The following is a 24,199-nucleotide window of genomic DNA, read 5'->3' on the forward strand; positions in this document are numbered from 1 at the left end:
CCGGCATACCTCGCGAGGTATGCCGGATGCCGGGGTACTTCGCGGGGTTGGGAGCGGGGGGTCAGGCCGGGAGTTCCGCGATCAGCTCGACCTCGACCGGGGAGTCGAGCGGGAGGACCGAGACACCGACCGCGCTGCGGGCGTGGATGCCCGCGTCGTCGAGCCACTCGCCCAGCGCCAGGCTCGCGCCGTTGATGACGCCCGGCTGGCCCGTGAAGGACGGGTCGGACGCCACGAAACCGGTCAGCTTGACGATCCGGACGCCGTCGAGCGTGCCCGCGACCGAGCGGACCGCCGCCAGGGCGTTGAGAACACACACGCGGGCGAGGCCCGCGGCGTCGGCCGGTGGGACCAGACCCGGGCCGTCCCCGACCTTCCCCGTGACCGGCAGGGCACCGTCGACGAACGGGAGCTGGCCCGACACGTAGACGTGGTTGCCGCTGCGGACCGCCGGGACGTACGCGGCCACGGGGGCTGCGACGTCGGGCAGGGTGATGCCGAGCTCCGCGAGGCGCGCCTCGACGGACGACACGGGGCTCACTCCCCCGTCGGGCGCTTGAGGTAGGCGACCAGGCCGTTGCCGTCGGGGCCGGTCACCACCTGGACGAGCTCCCACCCGTCCGCGCCCCACTGGTCGAGCACAGCCTTGGTGTTGTGGATGATGAGGGGGATCGTCGCGTACTCCCAGGTCTTCGCCATGCGACCGAGCGTAGCCGCGCTGGGAGCGCCCTTCACACGAAACCCGCACAACCCCGCCGCGATCGCCGCCAGAAGACGCCCAGGTGCCTCACGTAGCCTAGGCATCATGGCTTCTCCTGCGGCTCCGCCTCCCCGCCCCCGCGGCCACAAGGTCAACGCCTTCCAGCTCATCGCGCTCCTGCTCGCGTTCGTGCTCGTCGCGGGCGTGGGCGGTGTGCTGGCGGCGGGTCTGTTCATCCCCGCCGTCGCGGGCGCGAAGGCCGTCACCGACACCACCATCGAGGTGTTCAACGACCTGCCGACGGAGCTCGACCGCAAGCCCCTTCCCCAGACGACGACGTTCTACGCCAGCGACGGCAAGACCGTCCTCGCGCGGTTCTACGACCAGAACCGCACGGACGTCAGCCTCAAGCAGATCTCGCCGTACATGCAGCACGCGATGGTCGCGATCGAGGACAAGCGGTTCTACCAGCACGGCGGGATCGACGTCGAGGGCACGCTCCGCGCGCTCGTGAACAACGCGACGTCGTCGGACACGCAGGGCGCGTCGACGCTGACGCAGCAGTACGTGAAGAACGTGCTCATCCAGAACGCGCTCGCCGAGACGGACCCCGCCAAGAAGGCGGCCGCGCTCGAGGCGGCCCGCGGCAAGACGAACGAGCGCAAGCTGCGTGAGGCGAAGCTCGCGATCTCGCTCGAGAAGAACATGACCAAGGACGAGATCCTCGCCGGCTACCTCAACATCGCGCAGTTCGGCCTCAAGGTCTACGGCGTCGAGGCCGCCGCGGAGTACTACTTCTCGACGACGGCCGCGAAGCTCACCCCGGTGCAGGCAGCCACGATCGCCGGCATCACCCAGCGTCCCGGCGACTACGACCCGACGGTCAACCCGTCGGACTCGCAGCGCCGCCGCAACCAGGTGCTCAACGACATGTACCAGCAGTCGTACATCACCAAGAAGCAGTACGACGCGGCCGTGGCTCTTCCGATCAAGAAGACGCTGAAGCTCGACAAGACGTCGATCACGAACGGCTGCCAGCCCGCGACGGCGGCCGCACTGTTCTGCGACTACGTCACCCGCGTGATCTCCAACAACGACGACGGCGCCTTCAGCTCGTGGGGCAAGACCTCCACCGCTCGCCTGGACACCCTGAAGAAGGGTGGCTTCAAGATCGTCACGACCATCAGCCTCAAGGACCAGAAGATCGCGACCAAGAAGGTCCGGAACGCGGTCCCCGTCGGCAAGAAGTCGACGACGACCGCGAAGAGCGGCGAGGTCGTCAAGCTCCAGCTCGAGAGCGCACTCGCCTCGGTCGAACCGGGATCGGGCAAGATCGTCGCCCTGGCGCAGAATCGCCCGTTCGACGGATCGGCGAAGCCCATCAAGAACGGTTCGTCCGTCAACTTCGCGGCCGACGAGGACCACGGCGGTTCCAAGGGCTTCTCGCCGGGGTCGAGCTTCAAGGTCTTCGTCCTGGCGGAGTGGCTCAAGGAAGGGCACTCGCTCTACGAGAACGTGAACGGTACCCCGCGCACCTTCCCCAGGACGGCGTTCCACGCCTCCTGCATCCGGGGATGGAGCCCCTGGACCGTGGGCAACTCCGACGGCAGCGAGACGGGCAGCATGAACGTCCTGCGGGCCACCTACGACTCCGTGAACGCCGCCTACGGCGACATGGAGACCCGGCTCGACATGTGCGGCATCGGGAAGACCGCGGAGTCGATGGGCTTCCGCGGCTCGGAGTCCGGCAAGTCCAAGGTCGAGGTGACCGGGCCTTCGATGGCCCTCGGTACCCAGAACACCTCGCCGCTCCAGCAGGCTGCCGCGTACGCGACGCTCGCGTCGAACGGCACGTACTGCGCGCCGATCGCCATCACGTCGATCACCAGCGCCAACGGCAAGAAGCTGCAGGTCCCGAGCGCCCACTGCGACTCGAACGCGCTCGACCCCAAGATCGCTTCGACCATCACCTACGCGCTGTCGAACGTGCTGAAGGGCGGCTCGGCCAAGGGCAACGAGCTGGCCGGCGGTCGGACGGCGGTCGGCAAGACCGGCACGGCGCAGCGGTCGAAGGCCGTCTGGTTCGTCGGCTACACCCCGCAGCTCTCGACCGCGGTGGTGGTCACCAACGCGGAGTACGAGGTCGACCTCCACAACGTGACGGTAGCGGGGTCCAAGTACGCCCCGACCGAGCAGCGCTGGATGTACGGCGGCACGATCTCTGCGCCAACCTGGAAGGCCTACATGGACGAGGCCCTCGCGGGTGAGCCCAACGAGGCCTTCCCGTCCCCCGACTCGAGCCTCGTGGGTAAGCCCAAGGTGACGACCCCGCCGCCGAGCAAGGACGGCGGGGACAAGAAGGACAAGGGCGGCGACGGCAGCGACCTCGGCGACCGCATCAAGAAGCTGCTCGACGGCAGCGGCTCCGGCAACAGTTCGGGCACCGGAACGCCGAGCAGCGGCAGCACGTCCGGCCCGGGCAACGGCGACAAGCACGGCGGGGGCAAGTAGTCGGTGACCACAGCACGACGCGCGCTCGGCGCGCTGGGGCTCGTGGCGGCGTCGGGAGCGGCAGGTCTGGGGTACGCGCTGTGGGAGGCGCGCCAGTACACGCTGCGGGACAGGACCGTCCCGGTCCTGCCGCCGGGCCAGCCTGACCTGACGATCCTCCACTTCTCGGACCTGCACCTGGTCCCCAGCCAGGCGGACAAGATCGCGTGGGTCCGTGACCTGGCGTCGCTGCGCCCGGACTTCGTCGTCGACACGGGCGACAACATGGCGCACCGGGACGCGCTGGGGCCGCTGCTCCACGCGCTCGAGCCGCTCCTCGGGACGCCGGGCGCGTTCGTGATGGGTTCGAACGACTACTACGCACCCAAGCCGAAGAACCCGGCCCGCTACCTCACGCGGGACGCCCGCAAGGGCCCGGTCGTGAACCCGCCGAACCTCCCGGCCGCCGCCCTGGCCGCGGCCCTGAGCGGAGCGGGCTGGAAGGACCTCACGAACCGGCGCGACGTCGCCGTGCTCGACGGCCTCCCCGAGGGCACGGCGCGGCGGATCGAGCTCGTCGGCGTCGACGACCCGCACCTCGACCGCGATCGCTTCCCGCCGCGCCTCCCCGCCGACGGGCTGCTGGACGCCCTCGCCGAGCCTGCGCCGGCGGGCGGGAGCGACGCCGAGCCTCTGGTGCGGCTGGGCGTCACGCACGCCCCGTACGTCCGCGTGCTCGACCAGATGTACGACGACGGCGCCGAGCTGATCCTCGCGGGCCACACGCACGGCGGGCAGCTCTGCGTCCCGGGCTACGGCGCGCTGGTCACGAACTGCGACCTCGACCGGGAGCGCGTGAGCGGGCTGCACGGCTGGCCGGGCGCCCGTCCGGACACCCCGGCGGGCGCCGGTTCGACGTGGCTCAACGTGTGTGCCGGGCTCGGCACCAGTCCGTACACGCCGGTCCGCTTCGCCTGCCGCCCCGAGGCGGTGCTTCTTCGCCTGGTCGCACGAGGCTGACGAGCGCTCGGCCCGACATCCCGAGCTCCCCGGGACGGCAGGTCACGCGCGAGGGGGCAGCACGTCCGCGACGTGCGCGGCGAGGTGCGCGCCGACGTCGAGCGTCCGGTCGTACATCCATTGGATCTGCAGGCCGTCCCAGAGCGCGACGAGCCACGCCGCCTCGTGGACCGGGTCGCGGTGCGGGGGCAGGTCACCGTCCGCCTGCGCCGCCTCGAACACGGCCGTGAAGGTGTCGAGCGTGCGGGCGTAACGCCGCTGGAAGTAGGCGTGGGCCGGGTGGTCGGACGCGGTCGCCTCGCACGACAGGACGGCGTAGACCTCGACGAGGCCCGGCTCGTCGGCGGCGTTGGAACGCGCGCCGTCGGCGAGCGTCTCGAGCAGCTCGCGCGCGGAACCCGCGGCGGCGAGCGTCACGGCGTCGGAGATCTGCGCGTCGCGCGCCGTCAGGACCGCACCCAGCAGGTCCTCCTTCGACGCGAAGTGGTGGAACAGCGTCGACTTGGACACGCCGACGCGCTCCGCGACGTCCCGCATGCTCGTGTCGCCGTAACCCTCGGTGGCGAACAGCCGGGTCGCGTCGGCGATGATCCGTCCCCGCCGCTCACGCCCCTTCGCGTACCCCTCGACGGCGTCCTCCTCCGGTTCGAGGTCGAGCGCCGGGAGCGGCGCGGGCGCGTCGGGCGGCGGGCCGGCCGCCGCGCCGGAGCCCGGTGGGCACGCCAGCAGGGTCTCGTGCTGCGCGAGCGCGGGAACGACCTGGACGGGTCCGGGGAGGTAGAGCTGCAGGAGCTGGAGCCCGTCCCAGGCCGCAGCGAGCCGGAGCGCCTCCGCGCGCAGGTCACGTCCTGCGCCGATCATCCCCTCGGACTGCGACCAGGCGAGCCAGTCCGTGGACAGGTTGAGGAGCTCGACGTACCGGGCGCGCATGCGCTCGTGGGCGGGGTGGCTCGCGACGGCGGCCTCGCCCGCGAGCGCCGAGAACAGCTCGAGGTAACCCGGGCGCTCCGCGTTGCGCTCAGCGATCGCGACGATCCCGAGGCCTTCGGAGACGTCCGCCGGGTCGTCCAGGTCGACGCTGCCGAACCGCTCGACGACGGCGAGGAGGATCTCGTCCTTCGAGTCGAAGTGTCGGCGGACACCCTGGTGGGAGAGCCCGACGGCGGCGGCGATGTCCCGTAGGGAGGTCGCCCGGTAGCCGGGGCTGACGAACAGCTCCTGCGCTGCGTCGAGGATCGCGCCGCGCGTCGTGGCGCCGCGGGCGCTCCGGGGAGTGCGCCGCTCGCCGGTCTGTGCTGCTGCCGCCGTCGCCACGCCTGTGATGTTACCAAGAGGTCGGGCTTGTGTTACCGATCGGTCGGGAAGTGCTGTACCGTCGGACCGCAACGCGGGATCCCACCGCCGCACCCGACGAAGGAACGGCCATGACGACGACGTCTCCCGACACCCGGCCCACGCCGCCCGACCTGCCCGCCGCCCCCACGGCGAGCGGGAGCACAGCCCCGGAGGCAGCGCCCGAACGCGCGCCCCGCGGCTACGCACCAGCCCTCGCGGGCGCCAACTTCGGCGTCTACCTCGCGCTGCTCACGCCCGTCCTGGTCTCGATGGCGTTCAAGGTCCAGCACCTCACCAGCACCGACTCCGAGGCCTCGAGCCAGCTCGGCCTGGTGCTCGGCGTGGGCGCGTTCTTCGCGCTCGTCGCGAACCCGCTCGTGGGGCGGCTGTCCGACCGCACCACGTCCCGCTGGGGCATGCGGCGGCCGTGGATCCTCGGGGGCGCGGTCGTCGGGCTCGGCTCGTTCGCCCTCATCGGTGCCGCCACGTCCGTGTGGATGGTCCTGCTCGGGTGGTGCCTCGCGCAGACGGCGATGAACGCCCTGCTCGCGGCCGCGAACGCGACGCTGCCCGACCAGGTGCCCGTCGAGGGCCGCGGGAAGGTCTCGGGGATCATCGGGATCACGACGCCGATCGGCATCCTCGCCGGCAGCTTCCTCATGAACTTCATCTCGAGCGACCTCCTCCGGTTCGTGGTGCCGGCGCTGATCGCGACAGTCCTCGCGACGGTCTTCGTCGTCCGCCTCAAGGACCGCGTCCTGACCGAGAAGCCCGTGCAACGGTTCACGGCACGGCAGTTCTTCGGGTCGTTCGTCTTCGACCCGCGCAAGCACCCGGACTTCGGGTGGACCTGGCTGACGAAGTTCCTGATCTTCTTCGGCTACGCAGGGGTCGCGACCTACCTGCCGTACTACCTCCAGGACGACTTCGGGCTCAGCGAGGACAAGGCGATCTCCACGATCCTCGTCGCGAACATCGCGTCCATGGCCGGGATGATGGTCTCCAGCCCCCTCGGCGGCATCCTGTCCGACCGGTTCGGCAGGCGCCGGCCGTTCGTCATGGTCGCCGGGCTCGTCATGGTCGTCGGGCTCGTCGTCCTCGCGTTCGCGCCGAACATCGACACCCTCGTCCTCGCGCAGGCGATCATCGGCTTCGGCGCCGGATCGTTCCTGTCCGTCGACCTCGCGCTCGCGACGCAGGTCCTGCCGAACCCCGACGACACCGCCAAGGACCTCGGCGTCCTCAACATCGCCAACGCCCTGCCCCAGTCCATCGCCCCGGCGATCGCGCCCGCGATCCTCGCGGTCGGCAACGCGATCGGCCTCGGCGGCTACACCTTCTGGTACCTCGTGGGCGCGGTCGTCGCGCTCGCCGGTGCCGTGCTCGTCTACCGCATCAAGGGAGTGAAGTGACATGACCACCATGCCCACAGCCGCCACCACCGCTGACGCAACCGTGCCCGACGGCGCAGCCGAGACCGCGCGCCCCTGGCTCGACGCGGGGCTCCCCGTCGCCGAGCGCGTCGAGCTGCTGCTCGGCGAGATGACCGTCGAGGAGAAGGCCGGCCTCCACTTCCACACGATGATCACCATGAGCCCCGACGGCGAGCTCGCCGAGGCGGACCCCCAGTTCGGCCTCCCGTCGAACCGCGAGTACGTCGTCGACAAGCAGCTGACGCACTTCAACCTGCTCAGCGTGGCGCCCGACGCCCGGACGATGGCCCTCTGGCACAACCGGCTCCAGAAGCTCGCGGCGTCGACCCGCCTCGGGATCCCGGTGACGATCTCGACCGACCCGCGCCACTCGTTCACCGACAACCCCGGCGCCGCGCTCATGGCCGGGCCGTTCTCCAAGTGGCCCGAGCCCCTGGGCCTCGCCGCCGCCCGCGACCCCGAGCTCGTCCGCAAGCACGGCGACGTCGCCCGTCGCGAGTACACGGCCGTCGGTATCCGGGTGGCCCTGCACCCGCAGGTCGATCTCGCCACCGAGCCGCGCTGGTCGCGCGCGCTCCAGACGTTCGGCGAGGACGCGGACCTCACCGGCGAGCTCGGGGCCGCCTACGTGCGCGGGTTCCAGGGCGAGACGTTCGGACCCGGCTCCGTGGCGACGATGGTCAAGCACTTCCCGGGAGGCGGCCCGCAGAAGGACGGCGAGGACCCGCACTTCGCCTACGGCCGCGAGCAGGTCTACCCCGGCGGGGAGTTCGACCTCCACCTCGAGCCGTTCAAGGCCGTGTTCGCGGCCGGCGCCCGCCAGGTGATGCCGTACTACGGCATGCCCGTCGGCACCGAGCACGAGGAGGTCGGCTTCGGGTTCAACCGGTCCGTCCTCACCGGGATCCTGCGCGAGCGGCTCGGGTTCGACGGCGTCGTCTGCACGGACTGGGGCCTCGTCACCGACGCCGAGATCTTCGGCACGCCGTTCCCCGCCCGCGCTTGGGGGGTCGAGCACCTGACCCCCGAGGAGCGGATCGTCAAGATCCTCGACGCCGGCGCCGACCAGCTCGGCGGCGAGTCGTGCGTCGAGCTGCTCGTGGGGCTCGTCCGCGACGGACGCGTCACCGAGGACCGCCTCGACGTCTCCGCCCGCCGCCTGCTCCGCGAGAAGTTCGAGCTCGGCCTGTTCGAGGAGCCGTACGTGGACGTCGAGGCGGCGGTCGCCGTCGTCGGCGCGCCCGAGCTGGTCGCCGCGGGCGAGGACGCGCAGCGCGCGTCCGTCACGGTCCTCACGAACGTCGGCGGTGTCCTGCCGGTCGCGCCGTCGAGCAAGCTCTACGTCGAGGGGATCAACTCCGAGGTCGCGGGCCGGTACGGCACCGTCGTCGAGACGCCCGCGGAGGCCGACCTCGCCGTCCTGCGCGTGCAGGCGCCCTACGAGGACCGCGGCTCAGTGTTCGAGAACTTCTTCCACGCCGGGTCGCTCGAGTTCACGGACGAGGTGCTCGACCACGTCCGCGAGGTCGCCGCGGCGGTGCCGACCGTCGTCGACGTGTTCCTCGACCGTCCGGCGATCCTCGCACCGATCGTCGACGTCGCGGCGTCCGTCGTCGCGACGTGGGGCGTGAGCGGTCCCGCGCTGCTCGACGTCCTCAGCGGCGCATCTCCGGCCGGCGGCAGGCTCCCGTTCGACGTCCCACGCTCGACGGCGGCCGTCGAGGCCTCACGCCCCGACGTCCCGTTCGACACCGAGGACCCGCTGTTCCGCTTCGGGCACGGTCTGACGCTCTGAGTCCTGGCCGACCGACCCTCGACGTGCGCCGGCCCGCCACCCCTTTGGGGCGGCGGGCCGAGGTGTCTCAGGACAGCTCGCGCGCGAAGGACTCGAGCTGCGCGGCCGTGGTGCAGGAACGCGCGCCCCCCGGCGGCGACCTCGACGACCGGGGTGGGGTCGCCGTCGGGGGTGGTCCCGACGAAGAACTCACCCGCTCCGGTCGCGGGCCAGACCCTGGTGAGCCCCAGCGAGACACGGTCGGCCCTTGCCCGCGGCCTCGCTCTCGACGGTGACCAGGACGATCGGGCCCGGCGCCGCGGTGCTCGAGGAGTCCTCGTAGAGGTCCGTGACGTAGGCGAACTGGTTGGCGTTCAAACCCTCGGTGCGGTGGCGGTGGAATCCGGGCGGCGCGGTCGGCGCCACCGCATCCGATCTTTCTCCCGTGGCGCTGGGCGTCTGGTCGCTCGCCACGGCATCGCTCACCGTCGGAGCGCTCGGCGCCACGGTCGTCCGGGCTGCCGCGGCCTGCTGTCCGACCGCGCGGGACGTGCACGCCCCGCAGGACACGACCAGGCCGACGCACAGGCCGGCGACAACGAGTCGTCCTCGACGCGTCACGGTCTTCCTCTCCCCACACGTCGATCGGTGGCCCGATCTTCGGGGCGTCCAGGAAGGTTGTCAAGCGCGAAACAGCTGGTCGTCGGCGGCGATCTCGATCAGTGGCGTCTTGCCCGTCCGACGTCGACGACGAGGGGCAGCGTGGAGCGGTAGGCGATGGTCCGGTAGCCCGCACGAGCCTCTCGGACACCTTGCACCATGGCCGCAGCAAGGAGCCCGGCGACGACCACTCCACACGTCACCCAGACGATCAGGGCCACCCACGACGTCTCGTCGCCCACGCCGACCAACACCACCACGACAGCGACGACGGTCGAGATCGCGAAAGGGACCAGACACCACAGCATCCACCGGAGCATCACCACGCATGCGGGTCCGGAGATTCGTCGAGGATCCGTCGCCACCGGGTCGGTCACAGCAATGACCCGCGCGCCACGTGTCAGCCTGCTCAGCTCTCGAGGGCCGTGAGGTCCTCGATACCACCCGGGAGGATGTCGCTCTTCGGGGGCGCGGTGATCGTCACCGGCTCGCCCCAGTGGCTGAAGTGCATCTCGACCTTCGCCCCCGCGACGTCGGCCTCGACCTTGCGCATGAGGTCGTCGGAGTCGACCCAGTACGTGTAGGTGATGGTCTTGGGAAGCGACGCCCCGGCCGCTCCGACCTGGCTCTTGAGCGCACCGCCCAGCTTCGTCGTGTCGACGGTCAGGACGTACTTCTGCGCGTCGACGCCGTCGACCTTCTCCGGCGAGCCGCTCTTCTCGAGCGAGGTGATGGCGCCCTTGAGGCCCTCGAGCTGCTGCGTCGGGTCGGCGCCGTCCAGCATGCCGGTGAACTGCGAGGCGAGCGGGTCACTCGTGTCGGACGGGTCGACCTCGATCCACTTGTTCTTCGAGAGCTTGCCCATGTTCATGTAGATGACGCCGTCGACGGCGCGGATGGTCATCTCCGGCATCACGCCGGGCATCGTGACTGTCTCGTCCATCGCGACCTTCGAGCCGCCGAGGTCGACCTTGCCCTCGACGCCGACCTTCTGGCCGGCCATGGTCGTCGTCATCGAGAGCTGGACGGATTTCTTCGCCTTCTGCGCGTCGGCGAGTCGCGTGGCGAACGTGTCGGCCGTCAGAGCCGCGTTCTCAGCCTTCCCGCCCGCGGCGGACGACGCCGTCGTGGTCGCCGCGGGTGATGCGCTCGACGAGGAGCCGCCGTCCCCGGCGCACCCGGCGACGGTGAGAGCGGTGCCGAGCGCGAGCGCGGCCAGGCCGTAGAAGGGACGACGACGCACAGGAACCCCCGGGTGCTGAACAGATCGATTGGCGTTCACACCTTATCGGCCCGCAACCCGACGACCAGGCCCGCACCGACCACCCCGATCCCCGCCCACACGCCGACGTGCGGCGCCCCGAGCCCGCCGGCCATCCCGGCGACGGCAGCCGCCACGGGGGCGATCCCGGTGAGCAGGCCGGCACGGTCGGCGCCGAGCGTCCCGACAGCCCCGTACCAGAGGACGAACGCGGCCGCGGTGACGAGTGCCGCGAGGTAGACGACGGCGACGAAGTCCCCCGCGTCGAGGCGGGTGACGGCGTCCCAGCCCTCGAACGGGACGGCGAGCGCCGTGAAGAGGACCGCGCCGATCCAGACGGTGTGGACCGAGACTCCCCAGGCACCGTGGCGGCCGAGCACCGGCACGGCGAGCAATGTGAACGCCGCCTCGCAGACGAGCGCGACGAGGGCCCAGAGCACGCCGACGCCGTCGGCCCGCCCGGTCCCCTCCACGAGCACGGCCCCCGCGGTCACGACGGCCGCCGCGACGACGACGCGTGTGCGGACGGGCCGCCGTTGGAGCACGGGCCCGACGACGCCGAGCAGGACGGGCACGCACGCGATCGCGACCGCGAGGACGGCGGGTTCCGCGTGCGCCGCGCCGCGCACGAGCGCGACGTTGAAGAGCACGAGCCCGGCACCGGCGACCGCGAGCAGCCACAGCCACTCGACGCCGCGAGGCCGGACCAGACGGACCCCGCGCAGCCGGGCGACGACGACGAGGATCGCCGCCGCCGCGAGGTAGCGGAGCGCCTGCGCGGTGAGCAGGGGCGAGTCGACGAGGACGCGCGAGACCGCGGCGCTCCCACCCACGAGCGCCATGGCGACGGCGCCGCGGATCCCGGGCGCGAGGCCGCGACGTGCCCTGGGGTCGGGACGAGCCGTACGGGTGCCGGGACCGGGGCCGCTCCCGCCGGCGCGTGCGGGGACGGCGGTCGGGTCGATGCTCTGCGTGGTCACCCTTCGAGCCTGCGGGCATGATGGTCCGGTGGACAGGTCCAACGAGGCACCGGCGCACTGGTCCAACGGCGCGACGGATTTCCTCCAGCTCGACCGGTCCGACGCCCGGCCGGGCGACCTCGCGGGTTGGCTGGCGACGGCGGTCCGCGAGGCGGTCCTCGACGGGCGCCTCCCCGCCGGCGCGACGCTCCCCGCGACCCGCACCCTGGCCGCCGAGCTCGACCTCGCCCGCGGCACGGTGACCGAGGCGTATCGCCGGCTCGCGGAGACGGGCGAGGTCGAGGGCCGGGGCCGGGCGGGCACCGTCGTCGTCGGGAGAGCTCGACCGGCAGCCGCCCAGGCCCCCGCGCCCGCGCCGACCCGGGCACGCGCGCTCGGGGCCGCCGGCCCGCCCGACGTCGCCGCGTTCGCCGGGCACGGCTCCGTGTTCGACGAGCTGCGCGCCGCGCGACCCGAGTTCGACCTCGTCCCGGGCGTCCCGGACCTCGCGGGCTTCCCGCGCGCGGCGTGGCTGCGCGCCGAGCGAAGGGTGCTCGACGAGCTGCCCGCGCGGTCGCTCGCGTACGGCGACCCGCGGGGCGAGCCCGCGCTGCGGACCGAGGTCGCCACGTGGCTCGCGCGCTACCGGGGGCTGCGCGTCGACCCTGCCCAGGTCGTCGTCGTGGCCGGGGTCGCACAGGCTCTCGCGCTGCTCGCGCACGTCCTGCGCACCGCGGACCACGACGCGATCGCGGTCGAGGACCCGGGCTCCTTCGGCGCCCGGGAGCTGCTCGCGTGGTGGGGGGTCGCGACTCCCCCGGTCGGCGTCGACGAGCGCGGGCTCCGCGTCGACGACCTCCGCGCGACGGGCGCCGGCGTCGTCCTGGTGACCCCGGCGCACCAGTTCCCGCTCGGCGTCGTGCTCGACGGCGCGCGCCGCCGCGAGCTGACCGACTGGGCGGCCGACGGTGGCCTGGTGATCGAGGACGACTACGACGCCGAGCACCGCTACGACCGCCGCCCCGTCGCGGCGGTCGCCGCCGCGGTTCCGGGGTCCGTCGTCTACACGGGCAGCCTGTCCAAGCTCGTCGCGCCGTCCTTGCGGATCGGGTGGCTGGTCGCCCCGCCGCAGTGGCACGAGGCGATCGTCGAGGCGAAGCGCCAGAGCGACCTCGGCAACGCCGTCGTCCCGCAGCTCGTGGTCGCGTCGCTGCTGGCCTCGGGCGAGCTCGAACGCCACCTCCGCCTCGCCCGCAGCCGCTATCGCCGGCGCCGTGACGCCACGGTCGCGGCCCTCTCCCGTGACCTCCCGCACGGACGCATCCTCGGGGCGGCCGCGGGCCTCCACCTCACGGTGACGTTCGACGACGCTCCCGCGCTCGACGACGTCGCCCTCGCCCGCGCGGCGCTCGAGCGGGGCGTCGCGGTCCACCCGCTGAGCTGGTACCGCCAACGGCCCGGGGTGCCCGGCTTCGTGCTGGGCTACGGGGCGTCGGGGACGAGCCGGCTCGACGCGGGAGTCCGGCGTCTGGCCGAGGCGGTGCGCGACCGATGACCGCGACCGCCGGACCCACCCTCCCCACCTACCGCCGCGTGCTCGTGACGGGCGCGGCCGGGCTCCTGGGCCGCGCCGTCCTGCGCCGGTTCGCCCGGCGCGGCGTCCCGGTCACCGCGCTCGTCCTCGACGACCCCGGAGACCTCGCGACCGGGCGCGGGCCGGGCGCGGAGCCGACGTCGTGCGACCGGGTCGTCGTCGGGGACGCGGCCGACCCGCGGGTCGTCGCCGCGGCGCTCGACGGCGCGGACGCCGTCGTGCACCTGGCCGCGATCCCCTCGCCCGAGGGCGCGGACGCGCAGCGCGTCTTTACGACGAACACCGCGACCACGTTCGCCGTCCTCGAGGCCGCGGGTGTCGCGGGGGTCGAGCACGTCGTCGTCGCGGGCAGCATCAACGCCGTCGGGTTGCGCTTCTCGCCCGTCCCGGCGGAGCCCGCGTACCTCCCGCTCGACGCCGGCTCCCCGACCCGGGCGGCCGACCCGTATGCACTCTCGAAGCAGGTCGGGGAAGCCACCGCGCACGCGATGCACCGCCGCCACGGGACGACGATCAGCGTGCTCCGCTACCCGATGGTCGGCGGCCTCGGCGAGGTGCCCGGGCTCGACGACCGCCTCACGGCGTTCGCGTCGGGGACGGGCTTCGACCTCGCGCTCACCGCGCGCGACCTCTGGTCCTACCTCGAGACCCGGGACGCGGCGCGCGCCGCGGACCTGGCGCTCTCGCCCGCCGAGCCGGGCGTCCACGTCGCGTTCGTCGCCGCCCCGACGACGTACGCCCCTCACCGCACGGCGGACCTCCTCGCGCGGTACTGGCCGGGCGTCGAGGTGCGCCGACCGCTGCCGGGGCGCACCGTCCCGCTCGATCTCGAGCCCGCGCGCCGGCTGTTCGGCTTCGAGGCCGAGCACGTGCTCGACCTGCCGGAGCTGGGCCTCGCCTGAGCCGACGGCGAGCCAGACCGCGGCGAACCGGTATGGATTTCGTCGAGGGGCCACGCGTCGGCTATCCTGGGCAGGCTCCGGAAGCGGGTCGTCGTCATGACGGTCGTCCGGTGCGAGACCTCGGGGTGTGGCGCAGCTTGGTAGCGCGCCTCGTTCGGGACGAGGAGGTCGCAGGTTCAAATCCTGTCACCCCGACCAGCCGAGAGGCCCGGAACCGCAACGGTTCCGGGCCTCTCGTGTTTCCCGCGCAGGTGCGCCCCGGCTCAGCGCGGCGCGCGGAACTGCTCGGGCCGCTCGCGGGGCGCCTCCGCGAGCGCGTGGACCACGCCCTCCGCGTCCAGGTCGGCCCCGTACACCGGCGTCCCGGGCTGCTGCCGCCACGACTCCGCGAGCGGACCCGCGTCCACGGGGTCGAAGCCGAGCGCGTCGACGACCTGCGAGACGACCCGCCGCCCGGCGTCGTCGTCGCCCGCGACCGGGAGCCCGATCCTGCCCTCGGTGCCGGATGCGGTGCCGCGGTCGCGCAGGTGGGTCCAGTTGATCCCGTTCAAGACCTTGAAGACGGGTGCGCCGAGCACCGACGCCACCCACACGCTCTCGGGGACGTCGGGGTCCTCGATGCCGTCGATCCGGCCGTCGCGCTGCCAGTAGTAGTTGTTCGTCTCGACCACCGGAGCGCCCGGGGCACGGCCGTCGAGGATCCCGGGAGCGAGGTCGGGAACGGCGCGCTCCGGGATGCTCACGATGACGAGCTCGGCGCCGTCGGCCGCCTCCTTGGCCCACACCGCTGACGCACCGGTCTCGGCGGCGAGCTCCGCGAGCGTCTCGGGGGCGCGCGAGTTCGCGACCCGCACGTCGTGCCCCAGCGCGGTCAGCCGCCGCGTCAGGGTCCCGCCGATCTTGCCCGCTCCGATGATGCCGATCCGCACGATGGTCTCCTGTTCGTCGAGGTCACCTGCTCCAATCACGACGCGCGGGGCGTTGTTCCGGCTGTCGCCTCCTCGTCCGACGGGTGGTCCGGCACCCGGGAGTGCCTGCGCCCGTACGCGAAGTAGACGACGAACCCCACGGCCATCCAGACCAGGAACCGCAGCCAGGTCTCGACCGGCAGGTTGAGCATGAGGTAGACGCACGCGAGGACCGACGCGATCGGCAGCACCGGGACCCAGGGGACGCGGAACGAACGGTCGAGGTCCGGGCGGGTGCGACGCAGGACGATGACCCCGATCGACACGACGACGAACGCGAACAGCGTCCCGATGTTGACGAGCTCCGCGAGCGCCGACAGCGGGATGAACGCCGCGAGCACCGCCACGACCGCCCCGATGAGGATCGTGATCCGGTACGGCGTGCGGAACGTCGGGTGGACGGCCGACAGCCCGCGCGGCACGAGGTTGTCCCGGGACATCGCGAACAGGACGCGCGACTGGCCCAGCATGAGGATCATGACGACGGTCGTGAGCCCGGCGAGCGCCCCGACGGTGATGAGCGTGGCCGCCCAGTCGGCGCCGACGGACTTGAACGCCTGGGCGAGCGGTGCGTCAGGGTCGAGCTCGGAGTACTTCTGCATGCCGACGACGACGAGCGAGACGCCCACGTAGAGGGCCGTGCAGATCGCTAGCGAGCCGATGATCCCCCGCGGCACGTCGCGCTGCGGCTTGTGCGTCTCCTCGGCGGCCGTCGCGACGACGTCGAACCCGATGAACGCGAAGAACACGATGGCCGCGGCGGTGAAGATCCCGACGACGCCGAAGTTCGCGGGCGCGCTGCCGAGGATCGTCTGCCAGAGCGTCGCCTGGAGGCCGGTCGTCTCGGGTGCGGGCTGCGAGGGCGGCACGAACGGGTGGTAGTTGGCCGCCTTGACGAAGAACAGGCCGGCCACGATCACGAACAGGACGACGGCGACCTTGATCGCGACGATCACGGTGTTGACCCGTGCCGAGAGCTTGACGCCGAGCACGAGCACGCAGGTCAGGACGGCGACGACGAGGAACGCGGGGAGGTCCATGAACGCGCCGTCGCCGCCGGCGATCGAGGCAGGGAGGTGCCAGCCGATCGTGTCGAGCAGGCTCGCGAAGTACTGCGACCAGCCCACGGCGACCACCGCCGCTCCCAGGGCCATCTCGAGCAGCAGGTCCCAGCCGATGATCCACGCGACGATCTCGCCCGACGTCGCGTACGCGAAGGTGTAGGCGCTGCCCGCGACGGGCACGGTCGACGCGAGCTCGGCGTAGCAGAGCGCAGCGAGCGCGCAGACGATCCCCGCCACCACGAACGACACCGCGACCGCCGGGCCTGCATGCTCCTTCGCGGCGAGGCCGGTGAGCACGAAGATCCCGGTCCCGATGACCACGCCCACCCCGAAGACCGTGAGGTCCAGGGCCGACAGATCGCGCTTGAGACGGTGCTCGGACTCATCGGCGTCGGCCATCGACGCCTCGACGGACTTCGTGCGGAAGATGCTCATGGCACTCCTTCGAGCCTCGACGGTCGACGGTGTCCTGCGTCTCCACTCTCACGCGACCGTCTGACGTCGGCAAACGCACGGGGAGGGACATGCAGCCGGGGCGGGATCGCGTGGGCCGCTAGGGTGTCCCGAGCACCGACCGAGGAGACGACCGTGCCGACCGCCCCCGACCCCCTCGCCGGGGACGTCCCCGCCGAGCCCGCGCCCCGCACCGGGTGGCGCCGGTTCACGCCGTGGCTCGCGGCACTGCTCGCCGTCGTCGTGGTCGTCGGGTGGCAGGTGCTGTCCCGCAACCCGTCGCTCGAGGCCGAGGGCACGACGTGGAGCTCACCGGCCGCCGCCACCTGCCAGGACGGCGCGGTGTCCCTCCACAAGGACACCGACCCGAACGTCACCGACGGCTCACCGCTCTACGCCGTGACCGTGCGCAACGCGTCGCAGTTCCCGGTCAAGCTGTCCGCCGACCAGCCCTCCGGCTTCCAGGTGGCGTTCACCGAGGTGCTGACCGGCGGCGACACCCCGGAGACCGGGCCCGGGACGACGAGCTCCTCGGTGTCCGTCCCGACCGGGAAGTCCGTCGACCTCGTCGTGTCCGCGGCGACGCCGCAGCCGGAGCGGGGCACCGACGGATCCGCGATGGTCTCCGAGGTGGTGCTCCACACGGTGACCCTCGGCACGACGACGTCACAGGACTTCGCGCTGCCCGAGCCCGTCGTGATCCACGGCGGGGCGACGCCGCCCGCCGAGCTCGGGTGCTCGTGATCCGTCGGCGGGGCCGCGGGGACGAGACGGTCGAGGTCGTCGTCGACGACCAGGACGACGATGCGCTCGCCGCGTCGCGCACGCGCCGCCTGCGCCATCCGTGGCGCTGGGCGACGGCGCTGCTGGTGGTGGCCGCGCTCGCCCTGGCGGCGACCACCTGGCGGCGCATGGGGCGCGAGGTCGAGGTCGTCGACGCGGGCAGGAGCTGGAGCTCCGACCTGAACGTCCGCTGCGACGACGACACCACGACGTCGATCCATGTCGTGACGCCCCAGAGCGCCGCCGCGGACACTGCCGACCGGCTCGGCGAGGACCCCGCCGACATCGTCACGCTCACCAACCGGGGCGCCCGGACGGTGATTCTCCGTGTCGCAGACCCGACGACGGGTGCTTTCGAGCCGGACGTGGTCGACGGTTCCGCGGTCGAGCCCGTCTCGCCCACCGCGGACAGGGTCCGGACCGTCGACCACGTCTCCGTTCCCGCGGGCGACAGCGCGCGACTGCGCCTCGTGTCGCCCCGGGTCGTCGGGGGAGACGAGGCCGGGACTGCCGTGGCGACCGTCACCTCGGTCCGGCTGAGGGTCACGTCGCTCGGCGTGACGACGAGTCAGGACGTCCGGTTGCGGACCCGGATCGTCGGGGTCTCTGTCGGCACCGCGGCGGCGGCCACGGTCGACCCGGGCATGACATGGTCGCTCGACGGCACGATGTGCGGGCCGACGATCGAGCCCGCTCAGCGCGACGGCACCTCGCGCTGATCCGGCGCGGAGTACGCGGGCAGCGGCCGGATGAGCGCGTCGCCCGCGCGCTGCTATGACGTGCGCGGTCCACCCGCCGACGCGAGACGGGCGAGGAATCGCGTGGAGACCGGGGAGCGCACCTCGCTAGCCTGGTCGGATGGTCGTCGAGCTCCGCCCCCTCACGCACGGCGATGCCGAAGCACATTGTGCAGGCGAGGACGAGGCGACGGTGCGCTGGCTCACCGGCGACTACGGCACGGTCGAGGGCGCGCGCGCTCACTTCGACCTTCTCGCCGAGAACGCGGCGGCCGGCCGCGGCAAGCGTGGCTTCGGCGTCTGGACCGGTGGACGTCTTGCCGGGTACGTCGATTTCGACCCCGACGTCAACGACGGGCTCGAGCCTCACGACGTCAACCTCTCCTACGCCGTGCACCCCTGGGCTCGTGGTGCGGGGCTCGCTTCCCAGGCGGTGCTCGCGATCTGCCAGCACCTGCGCGAGCAAGGCATCGGACAGCGGGCGGCGATCCGCGTCGAACCCGAGAACGCCGCGTCGGTCCGCGTCGCGGAGAGCTGCGGGTTCCGCCACGTCCGGCGCTTCACGTCCTCCACCGACACCCGCGACGACGGATCGCCCGTCCCCCTCAGCGTCTACGTCCTCGACCTCTGAGCCACGCGGTCGCCGCCCGTCCGCCCACTGTCGCCGGCGGCGCTCAGCGCACCGGCACCTCGCGCTGGTCCGGCCCGGAGTAGGCGGACAGCGGCCGGATGAGCGCGTTGCTCGCGTGCTGCTCCATGACGTGCGCGGTCCACCCGACGACGCGCGACGCGACGAAGAGCGGCGTGAACGTCGGGGTGTCGAAGCCCATGACGTGGTACGCCGGCCCGGTCGGGTAGTCGAGGTTCGGCAGGATGCCCTTGCGCTCGTTCATCGCGGACTCGAGCGCGTCGTAGAGCGCGGCGAGGTCCTGGCGGCCAGTGTGCTCGAGGAGCTCGTCGAGCGACGCCTTCATGGTGGGGACGCGCGAGTCGCCGTGCTTGTAGACGCGGTGCCCGAAGCCCATGATCTTGCGCCGCTCCGCGAGCGCCTCGTCGAGCCAGGCCTCGGCGCGGTCGGCGGTGCCGATCTCCTCGAAGGTCGCCATGACGGCCTCGTTGGCCCCTCCGTGCAGCGCACCCTTGAGCGCTCCGACGGCGCCCGTGACTGCGGAGTGCAGGTCCGCGAGCGTCGACGCGATGACGCGGGCCGTGAACGTCGAGGCGTTGAACGAGTGCTCGGCGTACAGGACCATCGACACTTCGAACGCCCGCACGACGACCGGGTCGGGCACCTCGCCGAACGTCAGCCACAGGAAGTTCTCGGCGTACGAGAGGTCGTCGCGCGGCTCCACCTCCGGCAGGTCGTGCCGGCGCCGCTGGTCGAGCGCGACGACGGCGGGCAGCACGGCCCACAGGCGCAGCGCCTTGGCCTGCTCCGACTCGGGCGACGAGTCCTCGGCCTGCGGGTCGTTCGCGCCGTGCACCGACACGGCGGTGCGGACGACGTCCATCGGGTGCGCCGTCGTGGGGAGCGCGAGGACGGCGTCGCGGACCACCGACGGGAGCGCGCGCGCCGACCGCTCGGCCGACGTCTGCTCGGCGAGCTGCGCCGTCGTCGGGAGCTCGCCGTGCCACAGGAGGTACGCGACCTCCTCGAACGACGCCCGGGCCGCGAGGTCCTGGACCGGGTAGCCGCGGTAGAGCAGCGAGTTGGTGTCGGGATTGACCTTGGAGATCGCGGTCTCGTCGGCGATCACGCCGACGAGGCCCTTGCGGATCGCGGGCGGGTCGAGCGGGCTGGTGGGGGTGCCGGTCATGGCGTCACTCCTTCGTGAGGATCCGGTTGTCAGAAGCTCACGGCAGTGGAGTGCCGCACGCTTCTGACAGCCGTGGTGCGACCGCCGGTTGTCAGAAGCTCACCGGACTCGGGTGCCGTGAGCTTCTGACAACTCGCGGGGCTGGTCAGGGGCGGTAGGTGAAGATGTTCGTGTCGAACGTGTTGTAGGCGGCGTAGTCGAGGAGCTCGTACAGCCGCGCACGAGTCTGCATCCCGTCGACGAGCCCGGCCTGCGTTCCCTCCGCGGCGATCTCCTCGAGCCCCCGCTCGACGGCGCCCATCGCGATCCGCAAGAGGGTCACCGGGTAGATGACCATCCGGACGCCCGCGTCGGCGAGCTGACGCGTCGTGAAGAGCTCGGACTTGCCGAACTCGGTCATGTTCGCGAGCACGGGCACGTCGACGGCGGACGCGACGGCCTCGAACTCCTGCAGGTTCTTCATGGCCTCGGGGAAGATCGCGTCGGCCCCCGCGTCGACGAGCGCCCGCGCCCGGTCGACGGCGGCACGCATCCCGGCGTCGCCGTCGAGCGACCCGCGCACGTCGGTGCGGGCCATGACGAGGAAGCTCGGGTCGCGGCGCGCGTCGGCGGCCGCCCGGACCCGCTTGAGCGCCGTCTCGAGGTCGACGACCGACTTGCCGTCGAGGTGGCCGCACCGCTTGGGGTTGACCTGGTCCTCGATGTGGCAGCCCGCGAGGCCGGCGTCCTCGAGCTCCTGGACGGTGCGCGCGATGTTCATGGGCTCGCCGAACCCGGTGTCGGCGTCGACGAGCGCCGGCAGGTTCGTCATGCGGGCGATCTGCCCGGAGCGCTGCGCGACCTCGGTGAGCGTGGTCAGGCCGATGTCGGGCAGGCCGAGGTCCGCGGACAGCACCGCGCCCGACACGTAGACCCCGTCGAAGCCCTTGTCCTCGATGAGCCGCGCGGACAGCGGGTTGAACGCGCCCGGGAACCGCAGGACGCGCCCCTCGCTCCCCGCCCGGTCCAGCGCGGACCGGAACGCGACCCGCTTGTCGGACGCCGTCGTCGTCGCGTACAGCATCAGTTGCCTCCCAGCTCGAAGAGCCCGCGCGGGCTCGGGACGGTCTCCAGCACGCCGGGTGCCGCCACGACGGTCAGCTCGCGCAGCTCGCCGGCCGCGAGGTCGGGCAGGCGCTGCGCGAGGTCGAGGAACCGCTCGACCTCTTCGGGCTCGACGAGCCCGTCGGCGAGGGTCCGGAACTTGCGGACGTAGTCCTTGCGCGCGAACGGACGGGCGCCCAGGGGGTGCGCGTCGGCGACGGCGAGCTCCTTGACGATCCGGCCGCCGTCGGCGAGCTCGATCTCGACGCGCGCGCCGAACGCCTTCTCGGCCGGGTCCGTGGAGTGGTACCGGCGGGTCCACTCGGCGTCCTCGGCGGTCGTGACCTTCTGCCACAGCTCGACGGTGTCCGGCCGGGCGGCGCGCTCGGGCGCGTACGACGCGACGTGGTGCCAGCCGCCGTCCTGCAGCGCGACGGTGAAGATGTAGGGCACCGAGTGGTCGAGGGTCTCGCGCGACGCGTTCGGGTCGTACTTCTGCGGGTCGTTCGCGCCCGAGCCGATGACGTAGTGCGTGTGGTGGCTCGTGTGGATGACGATCCGCGCGACGTTCGCCGGGTCCGCGAGGAAGGGGTGCTCGGCGTGCAGCGCGCGGGCCAGGTCGATGAGCGCCTGGGCCTGGTACTCGGCCGAGTGCTCCTTGGTGAAGGTGTCGAGGATCGCCGTCTTCGGCTCTCCGGCGCCCGGGAGCGTGACCTCGTACGACGCGTCGGGTCCGTCGAGCAGCCACGCGATCACGCCGTCCTCCCCCTCGTAGATCGGCTCGGGGCTCGTCTGGCCGCGCATCGCCCGGTCGACGGCCTCGACCGCGATCTTGCCCGCGAATGCCGGCGCGTACGCCTTCCAGGTCGAGATGCGGCCCTTGCGCGACTGGCGGGTCGCCGTCGTGGTGTGCAGCGCCTGGCCGATCGCCTGGAAGATCACCGGAGCGGGCAGCCCGAGCAGGGTCCCGATCCCGGCCGCGGCCGACGGGCCGAGGTGCGCGACGTGGTCGATCTTGTGCGCGTGCAGGCTGATCGTGCGGGCCAGGTCGACCTGGATCTCGTAGCCCGTCGCGACGCCGCGCACGAAGTCGTGGCCCGACGTCCCGGCGTGCTGCGCGACCGCGAGCACGGGCGGGATGTTGTCGCCGGGGTGCGAGTACTCCGCGGCGAGGAACGTGTCGTGGAAGTCGAGCTCGCGCACCGCGACGCCGTTGGCCCACGCCGCCCACTCGGGGCTCGTCCGGGTCGTCAGCGGCGCCCCGAAGACCGTCGCCCCGGGGACGTAGGGGTGGGCGAGCGCCTGCCCGCGGGCCGCGACGACGGGCGCCCGGGTCAGGCTCGCGACCGCCACCGACGCGTTGTCGATGACGCGGTTGATCACCATGTCCGTCACCTCGGCGGTGACGTCGACGGGGTCGGCGGCGAGCTCCGCGAGCTTCCAGGCGAGCTGGTCCTCGCGGGGCAGGTCGTCCGCGCTGGGGTGCACGCGGACGGTGTGGGTGGTGGGCATGGTGTCTCTCTCCTCCGGGGCCGCGGGGGCCGTCACTGCTCGGCGCCCGACGACGTCGCCCGCGCCAGCGCGCGGGCCGCCATCGCGGCGCTCTGGTCGATGTGGGCGCGCATCGCGTCCTCGGCGGCGTCGGGGTCACCCCCGACGACGGCGCGCGCCACCGCGCGGTGCTCGTCGACGTGGGCGGTGGTCCCGACGCGCTCACGGGTGGCGAGCGTGCGGTAGCGGTCGACGTGGCCGCGGATCTGGCGGAGCAGCGCCGCGCACAGCCGGTCGTCGGCGAGCCGCTCGACGACCGCGTGGAACTCGGCGCCGATCCGCAGGACCTCGTCGTCGTGGTCGCGGACGGCGTCCATGAGCTCGACGAGCCGGGCGAGGCGGGCGACGTCGGCGGAGTCCGCAGCAGCGTCGTCGGCCACGCGCTCGGCCGCGCGGCGCGCGAGGAGGCCCTCGAGCCGCCCCCGGACCTCGTAGACCCGCCGGGCGTCGGCGACGTCGAGCGGCGCGACCCGCACCCCGCCGGTGGGCTGCTCGACGACGAGCGTCTCGGCCTCGAGCCGGCGCAGCGCCTCGCGCACGGGGGTCCGGGAGACCCCGAGCCGGGCGGCGAGGGCCGGCTCCGACAGCCGCTCGTCGGGCGCGAGCGTGCCGTCGATGATCTCGGTCCGCAGCACGTCGTAGACGGCTCGCGCACCGGACTGCCGGGGGCTGAGCGTCGTCGTCACGAGACCAGTCTCGCACGGCGGTGTGCACGTGTATACATCGAGTTTCTCCTTCGCCCGGAGCAGAAGAGCGGTCACACTCGCGCGGTTCGGCACGTCGAATGAGACATGGACTCCATCGACACCGATCGCACCGCGGGAGCCACCCCGCGCGCCGGCCGTGGCACCGGCACCCTCACCGTCGCCGTGGTCGGCGGCACCGGGACGCTCGGCCGCCAGGTCGTCGCGGCCCTCCGTGCCGCCGGCCAGGACGTCCGCGCGCTCTCGCGCCACTCCGACCACCCGGTGGACCTCACCACCGGCAGGGGCCTCGCCCCCGCGCTCGCCGGGGTGGACGCCGTCGTCGACGCGGGGAACGGCACCGGCCCCGCGCGCCGGGCCGCCCGGACGCTCGTCGACGGCACCGAGCGCCTGCTGGACGCCGAGGCCGCGGCCGGCGTCGGCCACCACGTGTCGGTCGACATCGTCGGCTCGGCCGTCGTCCCGATGGCGTACTTCGAGCTGAAGACGGCCCAGCAGCACCTCGTCGAGTCCGGCCCGGTGCCGTGGAGCACCGTCACCGCGACACAGTTCCACGAGTTCGCGACGACCACCCTCGCGAGCTACACCCACCTGGGCCTGACGTTCGCGCCGCCCATGCGCGTGCAGCCGGTCTCGTCGGCGGAGGTCGCGGCAGTCGTGGCCGACACCGCGCAGCGGGAGCCGTCAGGCGCACGAACGGTCGTGACCGGTCCCGAGATCCGCGAGCTGCGCGATCTCGCGCGGGCCTGGAAGCGCGGCACCGGACGGCACTCGCTCGTCACGCCCGTCGTGCTCCCCGGCAAGGCCGGGCGCGCGCTCCGCGACGGCGCGCTCACCTCGGACGCGGCGGACGTCGTCGGGCGCACGACCTTCGAGGAGTGGCTCGCGAGCACGACCCCCGCCTGAGCTGT

Annotated in this window: 22 protein-coding genes and 1 tRNA gene; 11 read left to right on the plus strand and 12 right to left on the minus strand. The window is 72.7% G+C overall.

The annotated features are described in order from the left end of the window. Window positions 1-61 precede the first annotated feature (61 nt). On the minus strand, window positions 62-532 hold the full coding sequence (locus ACFT5B_RS06285) for a RidA family protein (protein ID WP_386797135.1): 471 nt from the start codon (window positions 530-532) through the stop codon (window positions 62-64). A 5-nt stretch (window positions 533-537) separates the two neighbouring features. Next, a complete protein-coding gene (locus tag ACFT5B_RS06290; RefSeq protein ID WP_085998081.1) occupies window positions 538-699 on the minus strand; it encodes a DUF4177 domain-containing protein in 162 nt (53 codons plus the stop codon). A gap of 106 nt (window positions 700-805) precedes the next feature. On the opposite strand from ACFT5B_RS06290, the gene ACFT5B_RS06295 reads away from it, so the two are divergent. Continuing rightward, the gene (locus ACFT5B_RS06295) at window positions 806-3,211 is read left to right on the plus strand and encodes a transglycosylase domain-containing protein (protein ID WP_386797137.1); all 2,406 of its coding nucleotides are present in this window, start codon (window positions 806-808) and stop codon (window positions 3,209-3,211) included. Between the two features lie 3 nt (window positions 3,212-3,214). Continuing rightward, window positions 3,215-4,210, plus strand: a complete 996-nt coding sequence (locus ACFT5B_RS06300; RefSeq protein WP_386797138.1) for a metallophosphoesterase — start codon at window positions 3,215-3,217, stop codon at window positions 4,208-4,210. A gap of 42 nt (window positions 4,211-4,252) precedes the next feature. Here the strand turns inward: ACFT5B_RS06300 and ACFT5B_RS06305 are convergent, their stop codons facing one another. Then, a complete protein-coding gene (locus tag ACFT5B_RS06305; protein WP_386797139.1) occupies window positions 4,253-5,524 on the minus strand; it encodes a TetR/AcrR family transcriptional regulator in 1,272 nt (423 codons plus the stop codon). Window positions 5,525-5,634: 110 nt separating this feature from the next. On the opposite strand from ACFT5B_RS06305, the gene ACFT5B_RS06310 reads away from it, so the two are divergent. Together ACFT5B_RS06310 and ACFT5B_RS06315 are read left to right on the plus strand one after the other, a co-directional pair. Continuing rightward, window positions 5,635-6,957, plus strand: coding sequence for an MFS transporter (locus ACFT5B_RS06310; RefSeq protein ID WP_386797140.1), 1,323 nt, complete (start codon window positions 5,635-5,637; stop codon window positions 6,955-6,957). 10 nt (window positions 6,958-6,967) lie between these two features. Beyond that, the gene (locus tag ACFT5B_RS06315; RefSeq protein WP_386797227.1) at window positions 6,968-8,773 is read left to right on the plus strand and encodes a glycoside hydrolase family 3 protein; all 1,806 of its coding nucleotides are present in this window, start codon (window positions 6,968-6,970) and stop codon (window positions 8,771-8,773) included. Window positions 8,774-9,471: 698 nt separating this feature from the next. Here ACFT5B_RS06315 and ACFT5B_RS06320 read toward each other — a convergent pair. From ACFT5B_RS06320 to ACFT5B_RS06330, 3 genes are read right to left on the minus strand one after another with little or no spacing between them, the layout of a single operon-like run. Next, window positions 9,472-9,789 (minus strand): hypothetical protein, encoded by a 318-nt coding sequence (locus tag ACFT5B_RS06320; protein WP_386797141.1) that lies wholly within the window; start codon window positions 9,787-9,789, stop codon window positions 9,472-9,474. Between the two features lie 32 nt (window positions 9,790-9,821). Continuing rightward, a complete protein-coding gene (locus ACFT5B_RS06325; protein WP_386797142.1) occupies window positions 9,822-10,655 on the minus strand; it encodes an LppX_LprAFG lipoprotein in 834 nt (277 codons plus the stop codon). A 35-nt stretch (window positions 10,656-10,690) separates the two neighbouring features. After that, on the minus strand, window positions 10,691-11,653 hold the full coding sequence (locus ACFT5B_RS06330; RefSeq protein ID WP_386797143.1) for an EamA family transporter: 963 nt from the start codon (window positions 11,651-11,653) through the stop codon (window positions 10,691-10,693). Between the two features lie 28 nt (window positions 11,654-11,681). On the opposite strand from ACFT5B_RS06330, the gene ACFT5B_RS06335 reads away from it, so the two are divergent. The 3 genes from ACFT5B_RS06335 (at window position 11,682) to ACFT5B_RS06345 (ending at window position 14,326) form a co-directional block, all read left to right on the plus strand. Further along, complete coding sequence (locus ACFT5B_RS06335) at window positions 11,682-13,187, plus strand: PLP-dependent aminotransferase family protein (RefSeq protein WP_386797144.1); 1,506 nt, start codon at window positions 11,682-11,684, stop codon at window positions 13,185-13,187. After that, a complete protein-coding gene (locus tag ACFT5B_RS06340; RefSeq protein WP_386797145.1) occupies window positions 13,184-14,128 on the plus strand; it encodes an NAD-dependent epimerase/dehydratase family protein in 945 nt (314 codons plus the stop codon). The genes ACFT5B_RS06335 and ACFT5B_RS06340 overlap by 4 nt, the downstream gene beginning before the upstream one ends. Window positions 14,129-14,249: 121 nt before the next feature. Continuing rightward, window positions 14,250-14,326, plus strand: a tRNA-Pro gene (locus ACFT5B_RS06345). Between the two features lie 65 nt (window positions 14,327-14,391). Here ACFT5B_RS06345 and ACFT5B_RS06350 read toward each other — a convergent pair. After that, the gene (locus ACFT5B_RS06350) at window positions 14,392-15,057 is read right to left on the minus strand and encodes an NADPH-dependent F420 reductase (RefSeq protein ID WP_386797146.1); all 666 of its coding nucleotides are present in this window, start codon (window positions 15,055-15,057) and stop codon (window positions 14,392-14,394) included. A gap of 35 nt (window positions 15,058-15,092) precedes the next feature. Then, on the minus strand, window positions 15,093-16,595 hold the full coding sequence (locus ACFT5B_RS06355; protein ID WP_386797147.1) for an amino acid permease: 1,503 nt from the start codon (window positions 16,593-16,595) through the stop codon (window positions 15,093-15,095). 153 nt (window positions 16,596-16,748) lie between these two features. On the opposite strand from ACFT5B_RS06355, the gene ACFT5B_RS06360 reads away from it, so the two are divergent. From ACFT5B_RS06360 to ACFT5B_RS06370, 3 genes are all read left to right on the plus strand, one after another. Beyond that, window positions 16,749-17,357, plus strand: coding sequence for a hypothetical protein (locus ACFT5B_RS06360; protein ID WP_386797149.1), 609 nt, complete (start codon window positions 16,749-16,751; stop codon window positions 17,355-17,357). Beyond that, window positions 17,348-18,115 carry a hypothetical protein gene (locus ACFT5B_RS06365; protein WP_386797150.1) on the plus strand — a complete coding sequence of 256 codons (768 nt, stop codon included), beginning with the start codon at window positions 17,348-17,350 and terminating at the stop codon, window positions 18,113-18,115. Before ACFT5B_RS06360 ends, ACFT5B_RS06365 begins: the two co-directional genes overlap by 10 nt. A gap of 139 nt (window positions 18,116-18,254) precedes the next feature. Then, complete coding sequence (locus ACFT5B_RS06370; protein ID WP_386797152.1) at window positions 18,255-18,764, plus strand: GNAT family N-acetyltransferase; 510 nt, start codon at window positions 18,255-18,257, stop codon at window positions 18,762-18,764. 43 nt (window positions 18,765-18,807) lie between these two features. Here the strand turns inward: ACFT5B_RS06370 and ACFT5B_RS06375 are convergent, their stop codons facing one another. From ACFT5B_RS06375 to ACFT5B_RS06390, 4 genes are all read right to left on the minus strand, one after another. After that, window positions 18,808-19,950 carry a bifunctional 2-methylcitrate synthase/citrate synthase gene (locus ACFT5B_RS06375; protein WP_386797153.1) on the minus strand — a complete coding sequence of 381 codons (1,143 nt, stop codon included), beginning with the start codon at window positions 19,948-19,950 and terminating at the stop codon, window positions 18,808-18,810. 145 nt (window positions 19,951-20,095) lie between these two features. Then, window positions 20,096-21,013 carry a methylisocitrate lyase gene (gene prpB, locus ACFT5B_RS06380; RefSeq protein ID WP_386797154.1) on the minus strand — a complete coding sequence of 306 codons (918 nt, stop codon included), beginning with the start codon at window positions 21,011-21,013 and terminating at the stop codon, window positions 20,096-20,098. Beyond that, entirely contained in the window at window positions 21,013-22,545 is a 1,533-nt protein-coding gene (locus ACFT5B_RS06385; protein ID WP_386797155.1) for an MmgE/PrpD family protein, read from the minus strand. The genes prpB and ACFT5B_RS06385 overlap by 1 nt, the downstream gene beginning before the upstream one ends. Before the next feature lie 32 nt (window positions 22,546-22,577). Then, window positions 22,578-23,270, minus strand: a complete 693-nt coding sequence (locus tag ACFT5B_RS06390; protein ID WP_386797156.1) for a GntR family transcriptional regulator — start codon at window positions 23,268-23,270, stop codon at window positions 22,578-22,580. A gap of 105 nt (window positions 23,271-23,375) precedes the next feature. Here ACFT5B_RS06390 and ACFT5B_RS06395 point away from each other — a divergent pair, with 105 nt between their 5' ends. Then, window positions 23,376-24,194: an SDR family oxidoreductase gene (locus ACFT5B_RS06395; RefSeq protein ID WP_386797157.1), complete on the plus strand. Its 819-nt coding sequence runs from the start codon at window positions 23,376-23,378 to the stop codon at window positions 24,192-24,194. Window positions 24,195-24,199: the final 5 nt, after the last annotated feature.

Origin of the sequence: Luteimicrobium sp. NPDC057192 (assembly GCF_042670205.1) — a bacterium.
In the GTDB taxonomy this organism is placed as follows: Bacteria; Actinomycetota; Actinomycetes; order Actinomycetales; family Cellulomonadaceae; genus Luteimicrobium.

Bases quoted from the DNA above. Each gene is read 5' to 3' on its own strand.
- ACFT5B_RS06290 (WP_085998081.1), bottom strand. From the start codon at position 699: ATGGCGAAGACCTGGGAGTACGCGACGATCCCCCTCATCATCCACAAC.
- ACFT5B_RS06295 (WP_386797137.1), top strand. From the start codon at position 806: ATGGCTTCTCCTGCGGCTCCGCCTCCCCGCCCCCGCGGCCACAAGGTC.
- ACFT5B_RS06310 (WP_386797140.1), top strand. From the start codon at position 5,635: ATGACGACGACGTCTCCCGACACCCGGCCCACGCCGCCCGACCTGCCC.
- ACFT5B_RS06315 (WP_386797227.1), top strand. From the start codon at position 6,968: ATGCCCACAGCCGCCACCACCGCTGACGCAACCGTGCCCGACGGCGCA.
- ACFT5B_RS06340 (WP_386797145.1), top strand. From the start codon at position 13,184: ATGACCGCGACCGCCGGACCCACCCTCCCCACCTACCGCCGCGTGCTC.
- ACFT5B_RS06355 (WP_386797147.1), bottom strand. From the start codon at position 16,595: ATGAGCATCTTCCGCACGAAGTCCGTCGAGGCGTCGATGGCCGACGCC.
- ACFT5B_RS06370 (WP_386797152.1), top strand. From the start codon at position 18,255: ATGGTCGTCGAGCTCCGCCCCCTCACGCACGGCGATGCCGAAGCACAT.
- ACFT5B_RS06375 (WP_386797153.1), bottom strand. From the start codon at position 19,950: ATGACCGGCACCCCCACCAGCCCGCTCGACCCGCCCGCGATCCGCAAG.
- prpB (WP_386797154.1), bottom strand. From the start codon at position 21,013: ATGCTGTACGCGACGACGACGGCGTCCGACAAGCGGGTCGCGTTCCGG.
- ACFT5B_RS06385 (WP_386797155.1), bottom strand. From the start codon at position 22,545: ATGCCCACCACCCACACCGTCCGCGTGCACCCCAGCGCGGACGACCTG.
- ACFT5B_RS06395 (WP_386797157.1), top strand. From the start codon at position 23,376: ATGGACTCCATCGACACCGATCGCACCGCGGGAGCCACCCCGCGCGCC.